This window comes from Shewanella sp. NIFS-20-20 (genome assembly GCF_019209865.1).
GTDB lineage: Bacteria > Pseudomonadota > Gammaproteobacteria > Enterobacterales > Shewanellaceae > Shewanella.
The window spans coordinates 1-21,380 of the sequence record NZ_JAHUTT010000005.1 but is presented as its reverse complement, the minus strand read 5'-3'; the positions used below and the strand labels follow the sequence as shown (position 1 = coordinate 21,380).

At 45.4% G+C, this 21,380-nt stretch carries 16 protein-coding genes and 6 tRNA genes; 4 read left to right on the top strand and 18 right to left on the bottom strand.

Annotated features, from left to right (window positions below):
• Positions 1 to 82: 82 nt before the first annotated feature.
• Together KU855_RS02580 and KU855_RS02575 are read right to left on the bottom strand one after the other, a co-directional pair.
• Positions 83 to 892 carry an alpha/beta hydrolase-fold protein gene (locus tag KU855_RS02580; protein WP_218528789.1) on the bottom strand — a complete coding sequence of 270 codons (810 nt, stop codon included), beginning with the start codon at positions 890 to 892 and terminating at the stop codon, positions 83 to 85.
• Between the two features lie 83 nt (positions 893 to 975).
• Complete coding sequence (locus tag KU855_RS02575) at positions 976 to 4,383, bottom strand: PAS domain-containing hybrid sensor histidine kinase/response regulator (RefSeq protein WP_218528788.1); 3,408 nt, start codon at positions 4,381 to 4,383, stop codon at positions 976 to 978.
• Between the two features lie 185 nt (positions 4,384 to 4,568).
• On the opposite strand from KU855_RS02575, the gene acs reads away from it, so the two are divergent.
• The 3 genes from acs to KU855_RS02560 all read left to right on the top strand — a co-directional run bounded on the left by acs (position 4,569) and on the right by KU855_RS02560 (position 8,781).
• Positions 4,569 to 6,524, top strand: a complete 1,956-nt coding sequence (gene acs / locus KU855_RS02570) for an acetate--CoA ligase (protein WP_218528787.1) — start codon at positions 4,569 to 4,571, stop codon at positions 6,522 to 6,524.
• Between the two features lie 201 nt (positions 6,525 to 6,725).
• Positions 6,726 to 8,477 (top strand): DEAD/DEAH box helicase, encoded by a 1,752-nt coding sequence (locus KU855_RS02565; RefSeq protein ID WP_218528786.1) that lies wholly within the window; start codon positions 6,726 to 6,728, stop codon positions 8,475 to 8,477.
• Between the two features lie 46 nt (positions 8,478 to 8,523).
• Positions 8,524 to 8,781, top strand: a complete 258-nt coding sequence (locus KU855_RS02560) for a GrxA family glutaredoxin (protein ID WP_218528785.1) — start codon at positions 8,524 to 8,526, stop codon at positions 8,779 to 8,781.
• Positions 8,782 to 8,827: 46 nt separating this feature from the next.
• On the opposite strand, the gene KU855_RS02555 is transcribed toward KU855_RS02560, so the two are convergent.
• From KU855_RS02555 to KU855_RS02480, 16 genes are all read right to left on the bottom strand, one after another.
• On the bottom strand, positions 8,828 to 9,979 hold the full coding sequence (locus KU855_RS02555) for a DcaP family trimeric outer membrane transporter (RefSeq protein ID WP_218528869.1): 1,152 nt from the start codon (positions 9,977 to 9,979) through the stop codon (positions 8,828 to 8,830).
• A gap of 367 nt (positions 9,980 to 10,346) precedes the next feature.
• Positions 10,347 to 10,434: transfer RNA gene (locus KU855_RS02550), tRNA-Lys, on the bottom strand.
• A gap of 36 nt (positions 10,435 to 10,470) precedes the next feature.
• A tRNA-Lys gene (locus KU855_RS02545) sits at positions 10,471 to 10,553 on the bottom strand.
• A 42-nt stretch (positions 10,554 to 10,595) separates the two neighbouring features.
• Positions 10,596 to 10,679 (bottom strand) — tRNA-Lys (locus KU855_RS02540).
• Positions 10,680 to 10,721: 42 nt separating this feature from the next.
• Positions 10,722 to 10,811 (bottom strand) — tRNA-Lys (locus KU855_RS02535).
• 36 nt (positions 10,812 to 10,847) lie between these two features.
• Positions 10,848 to 10,923 (bottom strand) — tRNA-Lys (locus KU855_RS02530).
• A 36-nt stretch (positions 10,924 to 10,959) separates the two neighbouring features.
• Positions 10,960 to 11,035, bottom strand: a tRNA-Lys gene (locus KU855_RS02525).
• Between the two features lie 385 nt (positions 11,036 to 11,420).
• On the bottom strand, positions 11,421 to 12,164 hold the full coding sequence (gene ybgF, locus KU855_RS02520; protein WP_218528784.1) for a tol-pal system protein YbgF: 744 nt from the start codon (positions 12,162 to 12,164) through the stop codon (positions 11,421 to 11,423).
• 17 nt (positions 12,165 to 12,181) lie between these two features.
• Positions 12,182 to 12,724: a peptidoglycan-associated lipoprotein Pal gene (gene pal, locus KU855_RS02515; protein WP_218528783.1), complete on the bottom strand. Its 543-nt coding sequence runs from the start codon at positions 12,722 to 12,724 to the stop codon at positions 12,182 to 12,184.
• Positions 12,725 to 12,745: 21 nt separating this feature from the next.
• Positions 12,746 to 14,074, bottom strand: coding sequence for a Tol-Pal system beta propeller repeat protein TolB (gene tolB / locus KU855_RS02510; protein WP_218528782.1), 1,329 nt, complete (start codon positions 14,072 to 14,074; stop codon positions 12,746 to 12,748).
• Between the two features lie 9 nt (positions 14,075 to 14,083).
• Positions 14,084 to 15,040, bottom strand: coding sequence for a cell envelope integrity protein TolA (gene tolA, locus KU855_RS02505; protein ID WP_218528781.1), 957 nt, complete (start codon positions 15,038 to 15,040; stop codon positions 14,084 to 14,086).
• Positions 15,041 to 15,478, bottom strand: coding sequence for a protein TolR (tolR, locus tag KU855_RS02500; protein WP_218528780.1), 438 nt, complete (start codon positions 15,476 to 15,478; stop codon positions 15,041 to 15,043).
• A complete protein-coding gene (gene tolQ / locus KU855_RS02495) occupies positions 15,475 to 16,167 on the bottom strand; it encodes a protein TolQ (RefSeq protein ID WP_218528779.1) in 693 nt (230 codons plus the stop codon). The genes tolR and tolQ overlap by 4 nt, the downstream gene beginning before the upstream one ends.
• On the bottom strand, positions 16,157 to 16,555 hold the full coding sequence (gene ybgC, locus KU855_RS02490) for a tol-pal system-associated acyl-CoA thioesterase (protein ID WP_218528778.1): 399 nt from the start codon (positions 16,553 to 16,555) through the stop codon (positions 16,157 to 16,159). The genes tolQ and ybgC overlap by 11 nt, the downstream gene beginning before the upstream one ends.
• 127 nt (positions 16,556 to 16,682) lie before the next feature.
• A complete protein-coding gene (locus KU855_RS02485; protein WP_218528777.1) occupies positions 16,683 to 18,845 on the bottom strand; it encodes a prolyl oligopeptidase family protein in 2,163 nt (720 codons plus the stop codon).
• A 631-nt stretch (positions 18,846 to 19,476) separates the two neighbouring features.
• The gene (locus KU855_RS02480) at positions 19,477 to 20,352 is read right to left on the bottom strand and encodes an OmpA family protein (RefSeq protein WP_371316311.1); all 876 of its coding nucleotides are present in this window, start codon (positions 20,350 to 20,352) and stop codon (positions 19,477 to 19,479) included.
• A 138-nt stretch (positions 20,353 to 20,490) separates the two neighbouring features.
• On the opposite strand from KU855_RS02480, the gene rnt reads away from it, so the two are divergent.
• Positions 20,491 to 21,201: a ribonuclease T gene (rnt, locus tag KU855_RS02475; RefSeq protein WP_218528776.1), complete on the top strand. Its 711-nt coding sequence runs from the start codon at positions 20,491 to 20,493 to the stop codon at positions 21,199 to 21,201.
• Positions 21,202 to 21,380: the final 179 nt, after the last annotated feature.

Here is a 21,380-nt window from a genome sequence, read left to right as displayed (position 1 = left end):
TTGGCTGTAATCAGCAAAGCATAGACTATAAGTTACCTCGGTATAATGAACATCGATGCTGATTGAGATGAAACCTTCACCATTAACTATAGAGTCGATGAAATTGCATATGAGATTCAATCACCGACATAGTAAACCAATCGCTGGCGTCGTAATTGAGATGCATTCGATAATCAAGGGGATAACCAATACGTCGAGCTTGTTCAATTAACAACGCCGTGCCCTGCATGTCTTGGTCGGGGTCGAGTTCGGCTTGGGAAACCAATACCGGTCTTTGATTGACGGCCAGAGCCAAAAGTTCGCAGGCATCGTATTGCAACCAACTTGACGCCTGCTCCCCTAACGACGCCAACAACAATTGACGAGTATTGCGATTGTTGGCAGGTGAAATAACCGGATTAATCGCCGAAATGGCTTTGTACCGTTTATGCTGACTCAGACCCACCACCAGCGCAGCATGCCCGCCTGCACCAATCCCCGCAATGGCGCGATAAAGTTGAACAGGAAAGTGACTTTCGATCACTTCTGGTAATTCTTTATAGATGTAATCAAACAGTTGGTAATGCTGCTGCCATGGGATTTTAGTGGCATTTAAATAGAGAAATGGCTGCTGACTGCGTCCAAGTAAACTGTCTGCGGGGATCCCCGCAAGACTGACAATGACCATTTTATTTCGCGCCGCTAACGGCAATAGATGACCACACCGAAAAATACTGGTGTCATCTTGATGACAATCGGCAATCCAATAGAGTACAGGTAACGCGGTCTGCTCGGCCATGGCGGGCAAAAAAATGCTAAAACACATGTCCGCGTCTAGGCAATTGGCGTGGTAGCGATAACGTTTTAGACGACCACCACAACAAAAATGATTGCTCAGATTTTCCAATATCATACATCCTCCAAAACCTAATTATGGTTCAGTTTTGGCGTTATTGTCAGTGCGTATGACTTTTAAAAACACTCCGCCCCATCTTGCTATTTTTTAACCAAGCTTGAAAGTAAGGCTCTTAAGGCGGCGGGTTTGATCATTTTGGCTAAATAGTGATAACCGCGTTCTTGAACATCATCGATAAGTTGCTGGCTCGTATTGGCGGTGATTAACACCCCAGGGATATCGCAGCCATACACCGCTCGAATGTGATCCATAGCGTCAAGCCCGGTTTCGCCATTATCGAGTTGATAATCGGCCAACACGATCTCGGGAGCGATCCCTTTTAGTCCTAAACTTATTTTTGCTTGCGCCACATTCGGCGCACACACGACCTCACACTGCCAACGGGATAATAAACTATTTAACCCAGCCAAAATGGCTTCTTCATTATCGATACACAAGACTTTCAAACCCACTAACGTTGGGATTTGCTGACGGGATACCACGGGTTGCAATAATTGCTGTTGACTGCCAAGCGGCACCAATACTGAAAAAAGCGAGCCTTGGCCGTACACCGAATCAACCCTCAACTCAATATTCAATATCAAACTCAATCGTTTAGCAATGGCTAAACCTAGCCCCAAACCACTCACCTGTTCACTACCACTTTGATTGAGGCGCTTAAACTCGCGAAAGATATCTTGAATATGTTCACGTTCAATGCCACAGCCGGTGTCGATGACTTGAATTTCCACAAACTCGCCGCGACGACGGCAACCAAGCAGCACCTTATCACCGCGGGCGTAACGATATGCATTAGTGAGAAAATTCTGCAGAATGCGGCGCAGCAACGCCACATCGGTTTTAACCACAAGACTTGATTTTACTAATGTAAAATCAATATGATGCTCAGCAGCCATGGCACTAAACTCTACGCCTAAATTATCTAACAAGTCGGCAATGGCAACATCCTTAACATTGACTTCTACGGTGCCGGAGTCGAGTTTAGAAATATCCAGCAAGTCCGTTAATAACTCCCCCGCAATCTTGAGCGACTGATTCACATGACTCACCGTTTTTCGGGCTTCAGCATCCAGTGGAGGATATTGAGCAAGAGACGCGGTAAATAGTCGTGCGGCATTTAACGGCTGCATTAAATCGTGACCCACGGCCGCTAAAAAACGGCTTTTAGAGGCATTGGCCATTTCTTCTTGCGCTTTGGCAGCGATCAACTCCGTGTTTAGCGATGCTAATTCTCGGGTACGAGCCGCCACTCGAACCTCAAGGGTTTCGTTCATTTCTCGTAACGCTTGCTCTTGCTGACGATACTGAGTAATGTCGGTGAACGTCATCACAAAGCCACCATTAGGCATTGGATTACCTTGAATTTTAATCACGCGCCCATCGCGACGCTGACGCTCAGATACATGGGCAGAACCCGCACTCATATGCTGCAATCGTTTTTCGACCTGTTGTTCCACATCGCCAGGGCCGCAAAACCCTCGTGCCGCATTAAAACGGATCACATCACTAATGGCCATTCCTGCTTTTAAAAAACCATCAGGATATTGATATAGTTCGACATATTTTTTATTCCATGCCACTAAATTGAGATCTTTATCGACCACGCTCATGCCTTCATAGGCGTGTTCGATGGCGCCACGTAACATATCTTGACTGAGAATGATCTTGGTTGAAGCGTCATCAACTAAGTTCATGACTTCATCCAGCCCAAGCTCTCGTCCTTCCAGTACAGTATCCATCACTAACGCCGCACTAGAGGCGCCTAACACGCGCGCCAACATATGCTCAGTATGTGCTATCAACCCCGCCGGCGCAGATTTATGCCAACTGTCGCTATTTACCGCATCGGCTGAAAAACGGCTGAAACTTTCATACGCTTTAGTCGGCGATACAAAACGACTGGCGAGGATCAACAAGTCTTGTTGAGAAATCACAACATGCCGTTTGTCTTGTCCACGTTTAAAGTGGCCCGGACTGACAAAGCTACTGGCTTGGATACGTTCCGCTACCCCCGCTCGAAACCACAACGACCCTAACACATACCCACAGCTATTCAGGATTAATGCCAAGAGTGCATCATTAATATCGGGGGAAAACGTCTCAGGCCATGCCAAACGAGTGGCCACATCGCCCCCATCCATCAGTAGACTTCCCCAGAGGCCAAATCCTAAGGCTAAGCCTAAAAACACCCCATAACGGTTACCTTTTTTCCAGTACAGACCGCCAACCATCGCCGGTGCTAACTGCGCAAAAGCGCCAAAAGACAGCATCCCTAAATACGACAGGCTATCGCTTTGCCCTAACCATAAATAATTGATATAGCCAAAGGCTAAGATGATAACGATGGATAACCGCCGCGAATTTAATAGTAACTGCGAAAACTGACCAAAGTTTTTTTGTTTAATGCCACCGGTTCTAAGCATCACAGGCAACAACCATTCGTTGCTAATCATGGTACTAATGGTCACCACCGCCACAATCACCATACCAGTGGCCGCAGACAATGCGCCCAGTAGCGCAATGACTGCCAGCCAAGGCATGTCCTGCATCAAGGGTAAATTAATCACATAAGTATCTGGCGTAACGCTTTGCCCAAGTAATAGATTGCCCGCTAATGCTAACGGCACCACTAATGAACCAAAGATCAACAGATACAAGGGAAATATCCAGCGGCTACGCCGCAGCATAGTGTCACTCTCGCACTCAACCACCATCACGTGAAATTGGCGCGGCATGCATAAAAAAGCCGCCATACCAACAATCAATTCTGGCAATATATTCTCAAGGCGAATTGTCGCGCCATGGATGAGACCCGCTTGACTGGCTTGCTGCCAAATATCGCTGACATCATTGAACATATAAAAACTAACAACCAAACCCAGTAGCAAGAAAGCCGTGAGCTTCACTAATGACTCAAAAGCAATGGCCAGCATCATGCCGGGATTATGCTCAGTGGCATCGAGTTTTCGCGTGCCAAACAGGATCGCAAAAATCGCGAGTAACGCACTTATCAGTAATGGTACCCAAACGTTATTGACCTGCCCGTCGGTTTGGAATAGTTGCAAGCTAGCCACTATGGCTTTGAGCTGCAGCACGATGTAAGGCATGATGCCAACCACCGCAATTAACGTCACCAAGGCGGCTAATCGTTGTGACTTACCATAGCGCGCTGCAATAAAATCAGCGACGGATGTGATGTGCTGCGCCTTTGATACCATGACCATTTTACGTAATAAGCCAAAGCCAAAAGTAAATATGAGGATCGGGCCTAGGAAAATCGGCACGTAAGACCAAATGTCATTGGCGGCTTGGCCGACGGTTCCCAAAAAACTCCAAGAAGAACAATAGACCGCCAAACTCAAACCATAAATAATTTCCCTGACTCTAAGGGGGAACTGGCCAACGCGGCGCTCTGCGCCGTAAGCTAATAAAAACAGTAAAAAAACATAGCAAATGGCAATGAAAGCTACCACCAGAGTCAAACTCATGTCATTTCCTTAAGCAGGGATATCTTGTCGATTGTGCGTGAAAGTCTGCTCAAAATCCAGTCGAGCTTAGTTTGCAACAACCTAAAAAATAAAGGAAAAACAAAACTAGACCAAGGTCTAATGGAGTTAACCCATCTCACATCGGATACTCAAACTACATTATTAATACATAAAGGGAAGCCCACATGAGCACGCCGTCTCTCTACCCTGTCCCCTCGGACATAGCTGCAACAGCCCATATTGACCAAGATACGTACAAGAGAATGTACCAAGAATCTATCGTCAATCCAGAAGGCTTTTGGCGTGAACATGGGCAACGTGTTGATTGGTTCAAACCTTACACTAAGGTAAAAAACACCTCGTTTGACGATCATAATCTTTTTATTAAATGGTTCTACGATGGCACGCTCAACGCTTCAACCAATTGTCTCGACCGTCATTTAGCGGACAAATCAGACACACCAGCCATCATCTGGGAAGGTGATGATGCTAGCGAACAACGCCAGCTAACGTATGCTGAACTCCATACTCAAGTCTGCAAATTTGCCAACGCCTTGCGCAGTCAAGGCGTTAGAAAAGGTGACATCGTCACCATTTACATGCCAATGGTCCCCGAAGCCGCAGTGGCCATGCTTGCTTGTGCTCGCATCGGCGCGGTACATTCCGTCGTATTTGGCGGTTTTTCACCGGATTCAATCGCATCACGCATTATTGACGGTAAATCTAAAGTTGTAATTACCTCTGATGAAGGTCTGCGCGCCGGTCGTAGAATCCCCCTAAAAGCCAATATCGATGAAGCGTTGGCCAATCCTGACGTGACCTCAATCGAACGCGTCATTGTGTTACGCCGCACTGGGGGTGATATTCTTTGGCAAGCTGATAGGGATGTGTGGTGGCACGAGCTAATGAACACCGCATCGAGCCATTGTTTAGCAGAAGAAATGAACGCCGAAGATCCTCTATTTTTGCTCTATACCTCAGGCTCTACTGGCAACCCCAAAGGTGTCTTACACACCACTGGCGGATATCTGGTTTATGCATCCATGACACATGAATATGTCTTTGATTACAAACCTGGTGAAATCTATTGGTGTACGGCTGATATCGGCTGGATCACAGGCCACACTTACATGGTATATGGGCCACTTGCTAATGGTGCCACAATGCTGATGCATGAAGGGGTCCCCAATTATCCAAGCCCAGCCCGTTTAGGTGAAATCATTGACCGTCATCAAGTCAATATTCTGTATACGGCTCCGACACTTATCCGCTCGCTAATGGCAGAAGGTAAAGAGCAGTTCTCAAACTATAAGGGCGATAGCTTGCGCATTATGGGCTCTGTCGGCGAGCCGATTAACCCTGAAGCTTGGCGCTGGTATCATGAAGTGATAGGTCATGAACATTGCCCGATTGTCGATACTTGGTGGCAAACAGAAACTGGCGGTATCTTAATTAGTCCACTACCAGGTGCGACTGATACTAAGCCAGGTTCTGCAACGCGCCCATTCTTTGGGGTTCAACCCGCCTTAGTCGATAACATGGGCAATATCATCGACGGTGCTGCCGAGGGTAATTTGGTCTTGCTTGATTCTTGGCCTGGTCAAATGCGAACTGTGTATGGCGACCACGACCGTTTCGTACTGACCTACTTCAAAACATTCCGTGGCATGTACTTTACCGGCGATGGTGCTAAACGAGATGAGGATGGCTATTACTGGATCACCGGCCGAGTAGACGATGTGATTAACGTGTCTGGTCACCGCTTAGGCACAGCTGAAGTCGAAAGTGCCTTGGTGGCTCATGAACAAGTTGCCGAAGCCGCCGTCGTAGGTTACCCCCATGATATTAAAGGCCAAGGCATTTATGCCTACGTGACCTTAACCCGAGATGTTGAGCCGACAGAAGAACTCAGACTCGAGCTGCGTCAGTGGGTGCGTAAAGAAATTGGAGCCTTAGCGACACCAGATCTCATTCAATTTGCTCCAGGTTTACCCAAAACCCGCTCGGGAAAAATTATGCGACGTTTCTTGCGTAAGATCGCCGCCAATGAAGTCACCAATATGGGCGACGCTTCTACCCTAGCGGATCCGGCCGTGATTGATACATTAATCACTGCACGACTAAACCGCGATAACGGTTGAATTTAAGCGTTATGTTGCAGGAGGTCGTTAAGACCTCCTTTTTTTGGCGAGAAACTTAGGCGATGTTATTGATAGCAAGCGGTATTGACACCGCCGTCAAGCTTAATCAAGATTAGCCATCAACGGCTGCATATTTGACACTTGTGTGATTAGATATTTCACATGAATGGTATTACAATCAAGCACCCTCTTTGATAGCCAATGACCGTGACAGCGATTCAACTACGAGATTACCAACAAGCGGCCGTCGATGCGGCTATAGCTCACTTTCGGGCCAGTCGTGATTCAGCCTTGATGGTCTTACCCACTGGCGCGGGCAAAAGCATAGTGATCGCGCAGTTAGCAAGGCTAGCGAAAGGCCGGGTACTGGTATTAACTCACGTTAAGGAGTTAGTGGCGCAAAATGCAGAAAAAGTCGGATTACTAACATCAGAAGCAGGCATTTATTCGGCCGGACTTAACAGTAAAGATACCCATCAAAAAACGGTCGTGGCGAGCATTCAATCCGCCAGCCGGGCAGCGTCAGCGTTTTCACAAGCATTTAGTTTGGTCATTGTCGATGAGTGTCATCGCATCAGTCTCGATGAAAACAGTCAATATCAACTGTTTATAAACCATTTACGTCAAATAAACCCTAATATTAAGATCTTAGGACTGACGGCTACGCCATTCCGGCTAGGCCATGGGTTTATTTACAAACATCATTATCATGGCAAGGTCGGTAACCTTGATAACAGTGTGTTTGACAAGTGCATTTTCGAGCTGCCACTGCGGCCGTTGATTAAGCAAGGATATCTGACCTCACCAGTGGTATTTGATGCCATTGAAGCCCAATATAATTTTAGTAATCTTGATAGAAGTCGCGATGGCCAATTTGATCAGGTTCAAGTGGCAAATATTATTAATGCTAGCGGGCGAGCCACCACCGCTATTATCAAACAAATTGTATCGCTGGCCTCATCTCGTACAGGCGTGATCATTTTTGCGGCAACAGTCAAACATGCCGACGAAATATTGCATTTACTTGGGGATGAGCCCAAAGCAATTGTCACCGCAGAGACCGACTCTGCCAGCCGCGATCAGATAATTGCTAACTTTAAAGCACAAAAAATTAAATACTTAGTGAATGTATCAGTACTAACAACTGGCTTTGATGCGCCACACGTCGATTTCATCGCCATATTAAGACCCACAGAATCCGTGAGTCTCTACCAACAAATGGTCGGTCGAGGGTTACGCTTAGCACCAAACAAGACCGACTGCCTAATCATCGATTATGCCGCTAACGGCTATTCACTCTACGCCCCTGAAATTGGTAGACCCAAACCTGATAGCCAGTCAGTACCAGTACAAGTTCATTGCCCTGCCTGTCACTTTGCTAACACTTTTTGGGGAAAGACCGATAATGACGGTGATATCATTGAGCATTACGGACGCCGTTGCCAAGCTTTACTAGATACTCAGCAGCAATGCCAATACCGCTTTAGAGCAAGGATATGTCCAGACTGTGGTGGAGAAAATGATATTGCCGCCCGGCAATGTCACCAATGCCAATCTGTGTTAGTTGACCCAGATAATCACTTAAAACAAGTATTAAAGAAACAGCAACATCATTTGTTTAAAGTGCATGAAATGCTATTGGAAGAAAATGCCAACGGACTCACCGTGCGCTATCTTGACCTTGATGGCAATGATTACTGCCGTCGATTTGCCATGCAAACGCCCGCACAAATTCGGGCTGTCTACGCCTTATTCATTTACCCCCACACAAAAACCCCTGGCATAAAACCGCCAAAATATAACCATGCGTCTGAAATAGTTAATGATCAGTTCACCTTTAGAGCACCAGATTTATTGCTCTTAAAAAAGTCAAAAAAGGGCTGGGATCTTCTTCAACATTATTTCGATTATCAAGGCAAGTATCAAACTCATCAGGCTAAGTTTGCAAGTTAGCCAAGCTGTGGTATAAATCCACAAACCTTAAAAGGAAGGAGCTGTTATGTACGTTGTTATTTTTGGTCGTCCAGGCTGTCCCTACTGTGTAAGAGCAGTACAATTATCTGAACAGTTATCTGAAAAGCGTGACGATTTCAAATTTAAGTATATTGATATTCATGCTGAAGGAATAAGTAAAGCGGATCTCGAAAAGACTGTCGGTAAACCCGTTGAAACCGTGCCACAGATTTTTGTCGATAAAATTCATGTGGGCGGCTGTACTGATTTTGAGCAATACGTTAAAGATAATCAATTACTCTAATCAGTAAGAAAACGGAGGCTAAATAAAGTTAACCTCCGTTTATTTTTTATAAGACGTACTTCGCTGAGAATAAGATTCGATCTAACGAGCCATCAAAACCATTTTCACGACTATTGCTTGCATGCATATATTCAACACCAACAGTCAATGGCTTAATTGGTGAATACAACAAGTTAATATATGCCGAATAGGCATCTTTATTGGCTGCACCCCCAGTTAAATCAATTTGATTATCAGCCTTAAAGCCTGAGATAGTGACACTTGTACGCCACTGGTCATTCCACCAATGACGATACGCTGCAAATCCGGCATAAGACTTTATCGACTTAATATCACCGTTCGCGTTTAATACCCCCGCATTGGCATAATTCAGTGCTAAATAACGACCTAAACCATCACCGTAGGTTGCTGTGAACTTAAAGTCATCTTTACCAACAGGTACGACGCCAGAAAAACTCACACCATAACCAAAGGCACTGGCATCAATTCCGGCTTGCTCAACTTTCAATTGACGACCAATGGCAGCCAGAGCAAACTTTGCGCCATTATCGCTGGCAAAATTATAGCGGGCGACTGCATCGGGGATCACACCCGAACCACTGGAGATCCTGTTACCACCAGTGTACGGTGTTATTGTAGTTTCTGGGTTTTCTAATGAGAACTGGAAGCCACCATTGGTATAGCGAACCTGAGTTTGCCTCACAAAGGGTGTACCGTCGGCAGCGCCAACGAAATCAAGATTCTCTGGCAAGGCCCCCGGATTCTGGAATGTCGTCCATGTTTGTCCTGCCAGCCAGTTATCATAACTCACATAAGCTTGACGTATCCGAGGAGAATAACTATTTGAAACTCTCTCATTGCCATCTGCATGAGTCATAAAATCCAGCTCGATGAAACCGGTCACTTTATGGCCATCAATATCATTAACCGCTTTAAAATTAAACCGAGACTCACGTGCTTGAAAATCGACAACTTCCTTGCCGTTACCAGGCACACCATAAATAGTTCCTGGAACATAAAACTGACGTGACAAATTTCCTGAATCTGGCGCGCCATTACTGTAATCACTAAACATGACATCAACTTTTACATAGCCACCAAAGGTAACTTTAGTATCATCTAATGAGCCAGCGTGCACCGCAGTTGCTAATGATAACAAGCTAACACTTGCTATCCCTGACCATAGTACTTTATTCATAGCACTCTCCCCTTTATTATTTGGACAAGTGCCACTTTGAACCATATGAGTCAATTGCTATATTAGCAAAAGGTCTATAGTACCAAAGTGTATTAGCCAAGCAGACGAGCCATAAATCGATAAAATCGTGATAGGAAAATATAGTAAACTGAAAAAACATTAGAATTGATACGATCAAATTTCACCAACCATCATAAATGCGCGTTGGTGTTGGTTGAATACCCAAGCATTTATTATCGAATAGCAAATATTGAACTGTGAATTTTAAAGTACAATGATGATAATGGTATCTAGTGAATGATAATCTAAGAGGTAACCGGGATAAGGAATATCGAACCTGACGCGGGTCTTGCGATTGATAGGAAAGTGGCGTGCCGTAATGGACTTAACCTATCGACTGATGGTTAAAAGCCAACTGCCCTGGCTTTACAAGAAAGCGACTGAACTAACGACCCATCTATTACCTATTTCTTTAACCACTAATAGAAAAGTGGCGTGCAGTAATGGACTCTAACCTATCGACTGATGGTTAAAAGCCAACTGCCCTGGCTTTACAAGAAAGCGACTGAGCTAACGACCCATCTATTACCTATTTCTTTAGCCACTATTAGGAAAGTGGCGTGCAGTAATGGACTCTAACCTATCGACCAATTGGTTAAAAGCCAACTGCCCTGGCTTTACAAGAAAGCGACTGAACTAACGACCCATCTATTGCCTATTTCTTTAGCCACTATTAGGAAAGTGGTGGGTCGTGAAGGACTCTAACCTATCGACCAATTGGTTAAAAGCCAACTGCCCTGGCTTTACAAGAAAGCGACTGAACTAACGACCCATCTATTGCCTATTTCTTTAACCACTATTAGGAAAGTGGTGGGTCGTGAAGGATTCGAACCTTCGACCAATTGGTTAAAAGCCAACTGCTCTACCGACTGAGCTAACGACCCATCTATTGCCTATTTCTTTAGCCACTATTAGGAAAGTGGTGGGTCGTGAAGGATTCGAACCTTCGACCAATTGGTTAAAAGCCAACTGCTCTACCGACTGAGCTAACGACCCATATGGTATTTCTTGTTTTACACTGCAAGCCAGTGATGTGTGATGCTGAATTAAAGTTATCTATTGATGACTTATACTCAACGACTCTCTCGCCACTATTGCAAACGTCAGAGCTATGCACACGACCAAGGAAAGACTATCAAACACACCTTCCCTTTCTCTTTGCGACCTGAGCCGTTCTGAGGGCGCCTATAATACCGTTTTCAAATTCCCATGCAAGTGCAAATTCCCATTTTCCAACTGTTTGCCGCAAAAACAATCTAACAGTTTATTTTTTAGATATTTATCCTTCACTTTAGACAAAAAATATCGAAATTCACCATCTTTTATCTAAAAGATGTACAGAAATATAACGAAATATCGCAGCCATTAGGCTGCGATATTATTAAAGGCCGGCCAATTGTTGCGCCGCGATTCTTGCTGCAGATGAGTCAGGGTATTCTTTACTCACTTGAGTATATAAGGTTTTAGCCAATGGCACTTGATTAGACTTTTCCGCAATCAATCCAAGCTTCACTAAACTATCAGCCCGTTTATTAGATTGAGGAAAATCAGTGACCACTGTATCAAATGCTACTTTTGCGTCAGCCAACTCAGCCTTGTTATATAACAGCTGTCCTAGCCAATAGTTCGCATTGGCAGCATAGGTTGATTTCGGATACGTCGCAATAAACTGCTTAAACGCCGGGATCGCTTGATCATATTGACGTTGCTTCAACACTAAATTGACCGCATTTTCATAACTTGCAGTTTCACCTAACGTCGAGGTTGCAACGGTTGAAGTCGGCGTGACCGCAACGCTTGCCGCCGACACGGCCACAGGTTTAGCCGCCGCGCCTTGCTGTAACTTAGCAATGTCGTCATACAATTGTCGCTGACGCTGTTGCATCTGCTCTAATTGATAATTTTGTTGTTCAATCAAGCCACGCAAATCTTGTACGTCTTGTTGGAGGCGATCCACTTGCTGTTGTAGCGCAAAGTCAGCTTGCTGTTTCGCTTTTACTATACGCTCAATTCGCTGTAATCGCTGATCACTGCTGCCAGAACCCAGGTCTTCCACTGGCGCTGGAGCCGCGATTGCTAGTGCTGAACTGGCGCAGAGCAAGGTCGCAATTAAGGACTTCTTCATTGCACTCTTCCTTTGAATTAATACACCAATACTGCTCGACGATTCTTACCAAAACCTTCATCAGTGCGAGACAAGTCCAATGGTTTTTCTTCGCCATAACTGACAAGTGTCAACTGACTCGGTTGAACCCCCATACTCTGCAAATACTTAGCAGTTGCTTGAGCACGACGCTCACCTAACGCAATGTTGTATTCTGGTGTACCACGCTCATCAGAATGCCCTTCAATTAATACACGTACGTTTGGATGCTCGAGCAGGTATTCACCATGGGCTTGAATGATTTCCGCAAACTGTGGTTGGATATCACTGCGGTCGAAATCAAAGTAAATGATGTGTTCTTTACGCAAATTTTCCAGTTTTTGCTTCTGTTGTTCCTCCGGACTTAGCATCGGAGCTACGCCACCGGTTTCTACGCCATTATTTGTCAAGCCAGTTTCTTGACCCGCCTGCGAAGTCGAAGACGATGAGTCCAATTCAGACTCAGAAGTTGAACTACACGCAGCCAAGGTAAGTAATGGGATACTTACAGCCATCGCTTTTAAAAGAGTATTCAATTGCATTTGTTATTCCTTGTTATTCAATTATAGAAACGGTGACCATGATGGAGATTTCACTTCACCCTCACCGACTGGCAATCTTGCTTTGAAGCGACCGTCCATCGACACTGCCGCAAGTAATTGTCGACCGTTGTGAGTCGTGCCATAAATCACCATGCTGCCATTGGGGGCAACACTTGGCGACTCATCCAATCGGGTTGAAGTTAACACTTGCATAAACCGTGTATCGAGATCCATGCGAGCAATATTGTATTTACCATTGGTTCGATTAACAAACACCATACTGCGGCCATCAGGGGTAATTGAACCGCCTAGGTTCCATTCTCCTTCAAATGTCATACGACTAATTTTACCCGACGCTAAATTAACCTGATAAAGTTGTGGTCGACCGCCACGCTCAGAGGTAAATAGTAAAGACTTGCCATCCGGAAACCATGAAGGCTCAGTATCAATAGCATAATGATTAGTAATGCGTTTTATCGCACCAGTGGCAATAGTGACAACATAAATCTCAGGTTGACCATCCTTAGATAAGGTCACAGCTAGCTGTTTGCCATCAGGAGAAAAAACTGGCGCACCATTGATCCCAGGAAAACTGGTGACCTTCTTACGCTGCTGGCTATAAATATCCTGAACGAAAATTTCTGCCTGCTTATTTTCAAAGCTGACATACGCCAATTGACGACCGTCTGGAGACCAAGCGGGAGACATTAACGGCTCAGGCGAGCGCAGCAACATTTGCTCATTATACCCATCATAATCAGCAATCATTAATTGATAGGGTGAAGATTGTTTATGATCCACCACCACATAAGCAATGCGAGTCAAAAATGCCCCACGAACGCCCGTCAGCTTTTCATAGACAATATCACTGATACGATGACCATACTGGCGGAACTGGGCTTCACTAATCACAGTTTCTCGGCTGTCCATCAATAAATCGGCTTTATTGAGATTGGCCCCTGATTGCTGCATTTGGGTTTTCAGCAAGTCAATCAGTTCAAAACTCACCAAATATTGGTTATCGCCATAAGGCTTGATTGCTCCAATCACCAAAGCTTCAGCGGCGACACTTGACCACAACGCCGGTTTAAACTGACTAATATCCTTGATATTTTGCTGGGGCAAACTGCGAACATCCACAGGTTTAAAACTGCCGCTACGGGCTAAGTCAGCGGTCACTACATCAGCGATCTGCTGTGGCGCGGGGCCTGCGCCTTGCCAAACAAAGGGCATCACCGCGATTGGTCGAGATGCATCAACCCCCTCGGTAATCACAATATCCAGCGCAGCATTTGCCGGTGTAACCAACATAAACGCCCAAAGTACAACTAGTTGAGACAAACGTTTCATGAAACTCCCTTACTTAAATTCCGGTTGCACCATTAAATTAATTTCTTTCATCTTCTCATATACATCCGCTTGGGATGATACCGGCAAACGCCCCGCTTTATTGATCGCCGCTTCTGTGGCGCGGCACACAACAGCATCGCCGCCGACCGTTCGGATCGCCGTCACATAACCATCGTTAGCCAACCGCAAATACACAGTACAGCTTTTGCCCCGCATACTGTCATTGACCACTAGATTTCGCTGGATAGTGGCCTGGATCATGGCGGTAAAGCGCTGAACCTCTGACATCACTTGCCGGTTACGGGTTTGAGACAATGCCGCTTGTTCTTCAGCTAATGCTTGTTGCATCAGATTTTCTTGTTCCAAACGCGCCGCCTCTTCAGCCTTGCGCTTACGTTCTGCCTCTTGTTGTCGCTTACGCTCAGCTTCTTGCTGTTTGCGTTCAGCCTCCGCTTTGGCAGCCGCGACTTCTTGCTCTTTACGCTTTTGCTCAGCTTTTAAGGCTGCCGCTTCAGCCGCTTTACGCTCAGCCTCTTTGGCAATTCGAACCGCTTCTGCTTTATCTGCCTTCGCCTTTTCTTGCTGCTGCTTGAGTTTTGCAGCTTCTGCCTGAGCCTGGGCTTGTTTGGTTTCTTGTTCCTTCTTAGCTCGCTCTTGTTGCAGTTGTTTTATTCTTTGCTGCTCACGCTGACGTTCTTCACGAGCAAGCCTTGCTTGTCTATCTAAATTATTTTGACGCTCCTGCTCTTTACGTTTCTCTGCTAACTCTTGTTGTTTTAACTTCTCAACGTGAGCAGTCACTTGTCGTTGATCCACCACCACCGCTTGCAAGGCCGGTGCACTGCTTGGCTGAGGCAAAGGCGGTTTACTTTCAAATTTTACGCCAATGATCAAAATCGCAATCACGGTAATATGCAACCCTGCCGAAATCACCATCGGCCAGGTTAGGCTTGTTTTAGAAGACACTTATTTATTCTCCACAGGATCAGTCATTAACCCTACGGTTGGTACACCAGCTTGTTGCAGAGTCACCATCAATTGGATCACACGCTCATAAGGAATATTCTTATCGGCTTTGACCACTACTGGACGCTCTGGTTCCAACTGAATAATGGCAGCGACTCTGATCGCCATTTGCTCTAAATCTAAAGGCTCCCGAGATTGGCTAGCACCCACATCTAAAAAGTACTCACCCGCCGCATCAATTGAGGCAACGACCGGTGGTTTACTATCCGCAGGCAAGGTTTCAGCTTTGCCTTGAGGCAAATCAACCTTAACGCCCTGGGTCACAATCGGCGCCGTCACCATAAAGATAATCAGGAGTACCAGCATCACGTCGATATAAGGTACGACGTTTATTTCGGCCACGGGTCGCCGACGTTTACGTTGGTAAGCGGGGATCATTGGTCAGTATCCCGTTCACTGTAGGCTTGGCGATGTAAGATACTGGTGAACTCCTCCATGAAATTGGCATACAACATCTCGAGCTTTTCGACCTGCGCAGTAAAGCGGTTATAGGCAATGACCGCAGGGATCGCCGCAAACAACCCCATCGCCGTAGCAATCAAAGCCTCAGCAATACCAGGGGCAACCATGGCTAATGTGGCATTTTCTACCGCGCCAAGCGCGATAAAGGCATTCATAATCCCCCAAACCGTACCGAATAGACCTATGTAAGGGCTAGTCGAGCCTATTGTCGCCAAGAGTGAAAGATGGGATTCTAGTTTTTCAAGTTCACGGTTTAAGCTCACTCGCATCGCTCGATACGTGCCGTCCATCACAGCATCAGGTACCCGATTATTAAGCCCTCGCAGCTTAGAATATTCTTTAAAACCACTGACGAATAAATTAGACAATCCAAGATCTGGATTCGTGCGAGTCGATAAGTCTTGATAAAGACGACCTAAATCCACACCCGACCAAAACCTATCTTCAAATTGCAACGACTGTTGGCGGGTGCTAGTGAGTAAAGCTCTGCGTTGAAAAATCACGCCCCAAGACACAATCGATAATGCCAACAAGGTCAACATGACGAATTTAACTAATAAACTCGCCTGCATAAATAATCCGATAAACGACATATCAGCGTGCACTTAACAACTCCTGCTTAATAAATGATGGGATACCTTTAGGGCGCATTTTGGATAACTGAACACACACCACTAAGACCTCAGCTTCGCAATAACAGACTGAATTGTCATCCAGTAGTCGTTGCGTAAATTTGATTGAAGTCCGTGTCATTTCAGTTATTTGAGAATGTACTGCCAGTTTCTGTTCAAAGCGCGCTGGACAAATAAAATCCAAAGATGCACGTTTCACCACAAATGCCAGATCATCCTTGAGCAATTGGGTCTGAGAAATACCGACACAGGTTAACCATTCGCTGCGGGCCCGTTCAAAAAATTTTAGATAATTGGCATGATACACGACGCCACCGGCATCCGTGTCTTCGTAATAAACAGATATGGGCCAAATAAACATAAGTGAGTCATACAAACCAAGGATTAATGGTGAGCTTACTATACCTGTAGCACTAGCGCTTGTGAATGATCCAAGCTAAACAATAACACGCTGGGAAAAGCTGTATTTCCCAGCGTTTAGGTCAAAATTAGTGCAACCTCTCCGGCAAGGTTAATCCAAAGCTGTGCCATAAGAAGGCATAAATATCGACTTGCTCAGCAATGCGCATCGAGGTGGGCTTTCCTGCGCCATGGCCAGCATTGGATTCAATCCGCATGATCACCGGCTCATTACCTTGCTGCATTTCTTGCATCATGGCCGCAAATTTGAAGCTATGCAGAGGCACCACCCTATCATCATGATCAGCGGTCATCACCATAGTTGCCGGATACTCGCGCGAAGTGAGATTATGATAAGGAGAGTAAGCTAATAAGGTGGCAAACTGCTCCTTATCATCACTGCTTCCATACTCACTGGTCCACGCCCAGCCAATCGTAAACTTTTGAAACCTAAGCATGTCAAGCACACCGACCGCGGGTAACACTGCGGCAAACAATTCTGGTCGCTGGGTCAGTGCTGCCCCCATAAGTAAGCCACCGTTACTGCGTCCATAAGCGCCCATCTTTGATGGTGAAGTGTATTTTTCGTTGATGAGGTATTCTGCAGCGGCATAATAATCATCAAAAACGTTTTGTTTTTTATCTAACATCCCCGCTTTATGCCAGGCCTCGCCATATTCAGCGCCGCCGCGAATGCTCGGCACAGCATAAATGCCGCCTAAGTCCATCCAAGCAATATTGGCCGGATTAAATCTCGGTGTCATCGACAGAGAGAAACCGCCATAGGCATATAACATGGTGGGATTATCCCCATTTTTCTTAAGCCCCTTCTTGTAGGAAATCATCATGGGGACCGCTGTCCCGTCTTTACTGGTGTAAAAGACTTGCTCAGACACATAATCATCAGGATTAAAGGCCACTTTTGCCTGCGCAATTAAGCTGGTCTGGCCGTTGATAAAGTCGTACTTGTACACACTCGGGGGTTGGATGTAACTGTTATAACTGTAATAAAAATATTGACCACTGCGCTTACCATAAGGACCTGCTATCGCCCCTTTACCAGGTAATTCCAGCTGTTGACGCTTTTCGCCAGCCAGACTGTAAATCTCAACTTGCCCAAGCACATCATGCAGAGAACTGACAACAAGGTGATCATTGATAATTGCCACTTGATTAATTGGGTCAGCAGATTCGGCAATGATCGTTTGCCAATGTTGGCGCTCTGGACGATGGATATCAATCGCAATCACTTTGCCATTGGGCGCCTCTAAATCCGTTTTAAAATAAAACTGGCTACCATCATTGCCAAGGAATATGTATTCCGCTTCAAGATCGGGCAGTAACTCGACAAAATCAGCATTCGGCTGATTGAGTGCTTGATAAAAGACTCGATTACGCGGGTCGGTTCCTTGTGAAATTGATAACAATAAATACTCACCATCGTCTGAAACATTGGCACCAAAGCCCCATTCTTTAAAATCAGGGCGTTCATAGACCAGTCTATCTTGAGATTGCGGCGTTCCCATTTTGTGGTAGTACACTTTCTGGTTAAAATTCACATCGGCTAACACATCGCCACCCGCAGGGGCATCGTAGCGAGAGTAATACACCCCTTGATTATCTTTATCCCAGCTGGCGCTAGAAAACTTGATCCACTCAAGTTCATCCCCCAGTTTGTCGCCTGTTGCGACATCAATAAAATGCCAGCTTTGCCAATCAGAACCCGATTTAGACACCCCGTATGCCAAAGTGTTTCCATCACGACTGACCGCAATGCCTGACAAAGCAACAGTCCCATTCTCTGATAATTTATTCGGATCTAATAACACCCGCATATCACCATTAACGGGGGTCACATACAGCACAGACTGCGACTGCAATCCATCATTACGGAACTGAAATTGATGATTACCATGTTCAAACGGCGCCGAAATTTTTTCGAAATCCCATAACTCGGTGATGCGATCAATAATCGACTGCTTGTTTGGAATCGCGGCCAGATACTCATCCCCATAAATTTGCTGAGCTTTTACCCACGCCTCAGTCGCTTTACTACTGTCTTCGAGGTGACGATAAGGATCAGCGACCGCGACACCATGCAGCGTTTCAACCAAAGGCTGCTTGGCCGTCGCAGGATACTCGCGAGCAGCTGCAGAAGTTTGTGTATTTTCAGGAAGATGCTGACAAGCGGCCAAACTTGCAGCAAAGGTAAGTGCTAAGGCACTAGGCCTTATCCAAATTGACGATTTCATGATGACATCCTGTATTATTTCGACGGCTCTATCAGGCCGGTTTCGGGTCTACGCCTTTGAACGGGCAATCAATCTCAGTGCATTTTCAACCCCAGTCAGCACCTGTGACTGTCGGTCAAAGATTGCAGGTGATGGCATTACTATACTGAGCGAAAAACTGAAGGCAATAGCCAGGGGGATTAAGCCTAGATTCAGAAAAGAACGCGCCAATAAACTTTAGTAATATTTGCGCAACATTACTAATGCTTGCAATCTGATTTTTTATGCAGAAACAGTGGATAACAAACTATTTGTTAAGTGAAAAAATGACTATAGTGAAGAAGATCACCTTTTATTTCATTAGTTTTTCTCATGCTATATGGTAATTTTTTTCGGTTGTCGAATTTCCGCTAAAACGTACAATGGCGCCAGTTTTCAGGAAGTGTTCATAGGCTTATGGATATTGAAAACGAAGAATCTTTATTAATGGGTACCCAACCCGTTAATAACTCCCTGGTTCTTATGCTTGACTTCCTTCCTTCAATTTGTTGATTGCAATACTAATTTTTGCAGCCCACTTATAGTTAAGTGGGCTTTTTTTTTGCGCGCAAAAAAAAACCTTGCCAAGCAAGGTTTTTATTCCAGATAACGCTTATTTGCTGATCCGGATCACCACCCGCCGATTTCGGGCACGTTCATCACTGTTATCGTTATTTGCCACGTGACGTCGTTCACCGTGACCGACCGTAAGGATCCTTTGAGGTTCAATCCCTTGAGCAATAAAGAAATCTTTGACGTTTGTCGCCCGAGACAATGACACTTTATCGTTAATGCCGCGACCACCATAACTGTCGGTATAGGCATCGACCAACACTAACTCTAAGCTCGGATCATAACGTAAGTATTCTTCGATTCTAGCCAACTGTTGCTTAGAAAATGGATTCAATTGCGTACTATCAAACTCATAATTTAATACGGTAAACGCGATATCATCAAAACTGTATGGCAGTAAACCAGCCATACACTGCTTAAATTGACGATAGCGTTGCTGGAAATTGACCGCGGATAAGCCTACCGCCACCTTGTTATTCCGATTATGCCAGTCCGCATAATAAAAGGTCGGTTCCATGCCTTGCTCAAGCTCAGTCAACATATTCCATGCCGCCCGTTTAGGCACTTCGCCATTAAAATAACGTTGGTAAGTTAATTCAGATAGGTGCTTGGTATTCGCACCAGGACGCCATGCCGGTGGCCGACTCATCAACGTGGCTTGGGTGACTTCATCCGGTTTATTCCACATATCCAAAGTGAACAATAAATTGAGCTCTTTGCTGGCGATACTGGTGAACACCGCGGTGCCATAGGCAGGAATGTCATGCTCTAGGCGACATTCTATGGGGCTGCTGCGACTTAACTGCCAAGCCGATTGATCCAAATTCGCCACATAATGTCTTAATTCGCCTTTAGCGGGTACCGATAGCACGAGCCCCACTAACAACGACAACACCAAACTTGCTTTTACGTTCATGTAATCGCTCCCAAAATCACTTACATAGTGCTATCGGCATAATTTTTCTTTTCTTTAGCACAAATATTAGTCATTCGAGCATGACAGTGGCAATTGGTTTGCGCATAATAGCCGTCCGTTTTTTTATCAGGCTTTACTATGAGTGACTCTTTAGACGCAAACCTTCTTAAAAACCGCTTTCGTGGTTACTTCCCTGTCGTCATTGACGTAGAAACCGCCGGTTTTAATTGCAAAACAGATGCACTTTTAGAAATTGCCGTCACTATGTTAAAAATGAATAGTCACGGTGAACTCAGTATTGATAAAACCTTGCACTTTAATATTGAGCCGTTTGAGGGTGCCAACTTAGAACCTGAAGCACTGGCATTTAATGGCATAGATCCAACCAACCCTTTGCGTGGTGCGGTGAGTGAGAAAGAGGCCTTTCTCACGATTTTTAAAGAAGTCAAAAAGGCGCAGAAAGCCGTTGGCTGTCACCGCAGTATTATCGTTGCTCACAATGCCGCCTTTGATCATGGATTTGTCAGTTCGGCCATCGAGCGTTGCGATTTAAAGCGTAGTCCTTTCCATCCTTTTGCAACTTTAGATACCGCAACGTTAGCAGGGTTGGCTGTAGGTCATACCGTTCTTGCTAAAGCCTGTATGATGGCAGGCATACCATTTGATAATAAAGAGGCTCATTCAGCGCTCTATGATACCGAACGTACCGCCGAGCTATTTTGTTATATCGTTAATCGCTGGAAAGCTTTAGGGGGTTGGCCGATGCCAGTGGCTGAGACTGATACAGCAGCGAACACTGATACTGATGCAACTAATGCAACTAATGCAACTAATGCAACTAACGCATAAGACCTGATGTGTTTCCCCAATCATTAAACAAATAAACAAAAAAGCGGCCTTGGCCTAATGCCGATCAGTTAAGACAGATCGCTTGACGATCTCACTGAAAGGATCAAAATCCGATGACCCCTTGTCATCGGATTTTTTTATGCAACTTTCAGAAGCTTTGGCGCGTACTCATATCAATC

Bases quoted from the DNA above. Each gene is read 5' to 3' on its own strand.
- KU855_RS02580 (WP_218528789.1), bottom strand. From the start codon at position 892: ATGATATTGGAAAATCTGAGCAATCATTTTTGTTGTGGTGGTCGTCTA.
- KU855_RS02575 (WP_218528788.1), bottom strand. From the start codon at position 4,383: ATGAGTTTGACTCTGGTGGTAGCTTTCATTGCCATTTGCTATGTTTTT.
- acs (WP_218528787.1), top strand. From the start codon at position 4,569: ATGAGCACGCCGTCTCTCTACCCTGTCCCCTCGGACATAGCTGCAACA.
- KU855_RS02565 (WP_218528786.1), top strand. From the start codon at position 6,726: ATGACCGTGACAGCGATTCAACTACGAGATTACCAACAAGCGGCCGTC.
- KU855_RS02560 (WP_218528785.1), top strand. From the start codon at position 8,524: ATGTACGTTGTTATTTTTGGTCGTCCAGGCTGTCCCTACTGTGTAAGA.
- KU855_RS02555 (WP_218528869.1), bottom strand. From the start codon at position 9,979: ATGAATAAAGTACTATGGTCAGGGATAGCAAGTGTTAGCTTGTTATCA.
- ybgF (WP_218528784.1), bottom strand. From the start codon at position 12,164: ATGAAGAAGTCCTTAATTGCGACCTTGCTCTGCGCCAGTTCAGCACTA.
- pal (WP_218528783.1), bottom strand. From the start codon at position 12,724: ATGCAATTGAATACTCTTTTAAAAGCGATGGCTGTAAGTATCCCATTA.
- tolB (WP_218528782.1), bottom strand. From the start codon at position 14,074: ATGAAACGTTTGTCTCAACTAGTTGTACTTTGGGCGTTTATGTTGGTT.
- tolR (WP_218528780.1), bottom strand. From the start codon at position 15,478: ATGATCCCCGCTTACCAACGTAAACGTCGGCGACCCGTGGCCGAAATA.
- ybgC (WP_218528778.1), bottom strand. From the start codon at position 16,555: ATGTTTATTTGGCCCATATCTGTTTATTACGAAGACACGGATGCCGGT.
- KU855_RS02485 (WP_218528777.1), bottom strand. From the start codon at position 18,845: ATGAAATCGTCAATTTGGATAAGGCCTAGTGCCTTAGCACTTACCTTT.
- KU855_RS02480 (WP_371316311.1), bottom strand. From the start codon at position 20,352: ATGAACGTAAAAGCAAGTTTGGTGTTGTCGTTGTTAGTGGGGCTCGTG.
- rnt (WP_218528776.1), top strand. From the start codon at position 20,491: ATGAGTGACTCTTTAGACGCAAACCTTCTTAAAAACCGCTTTCGTGGT.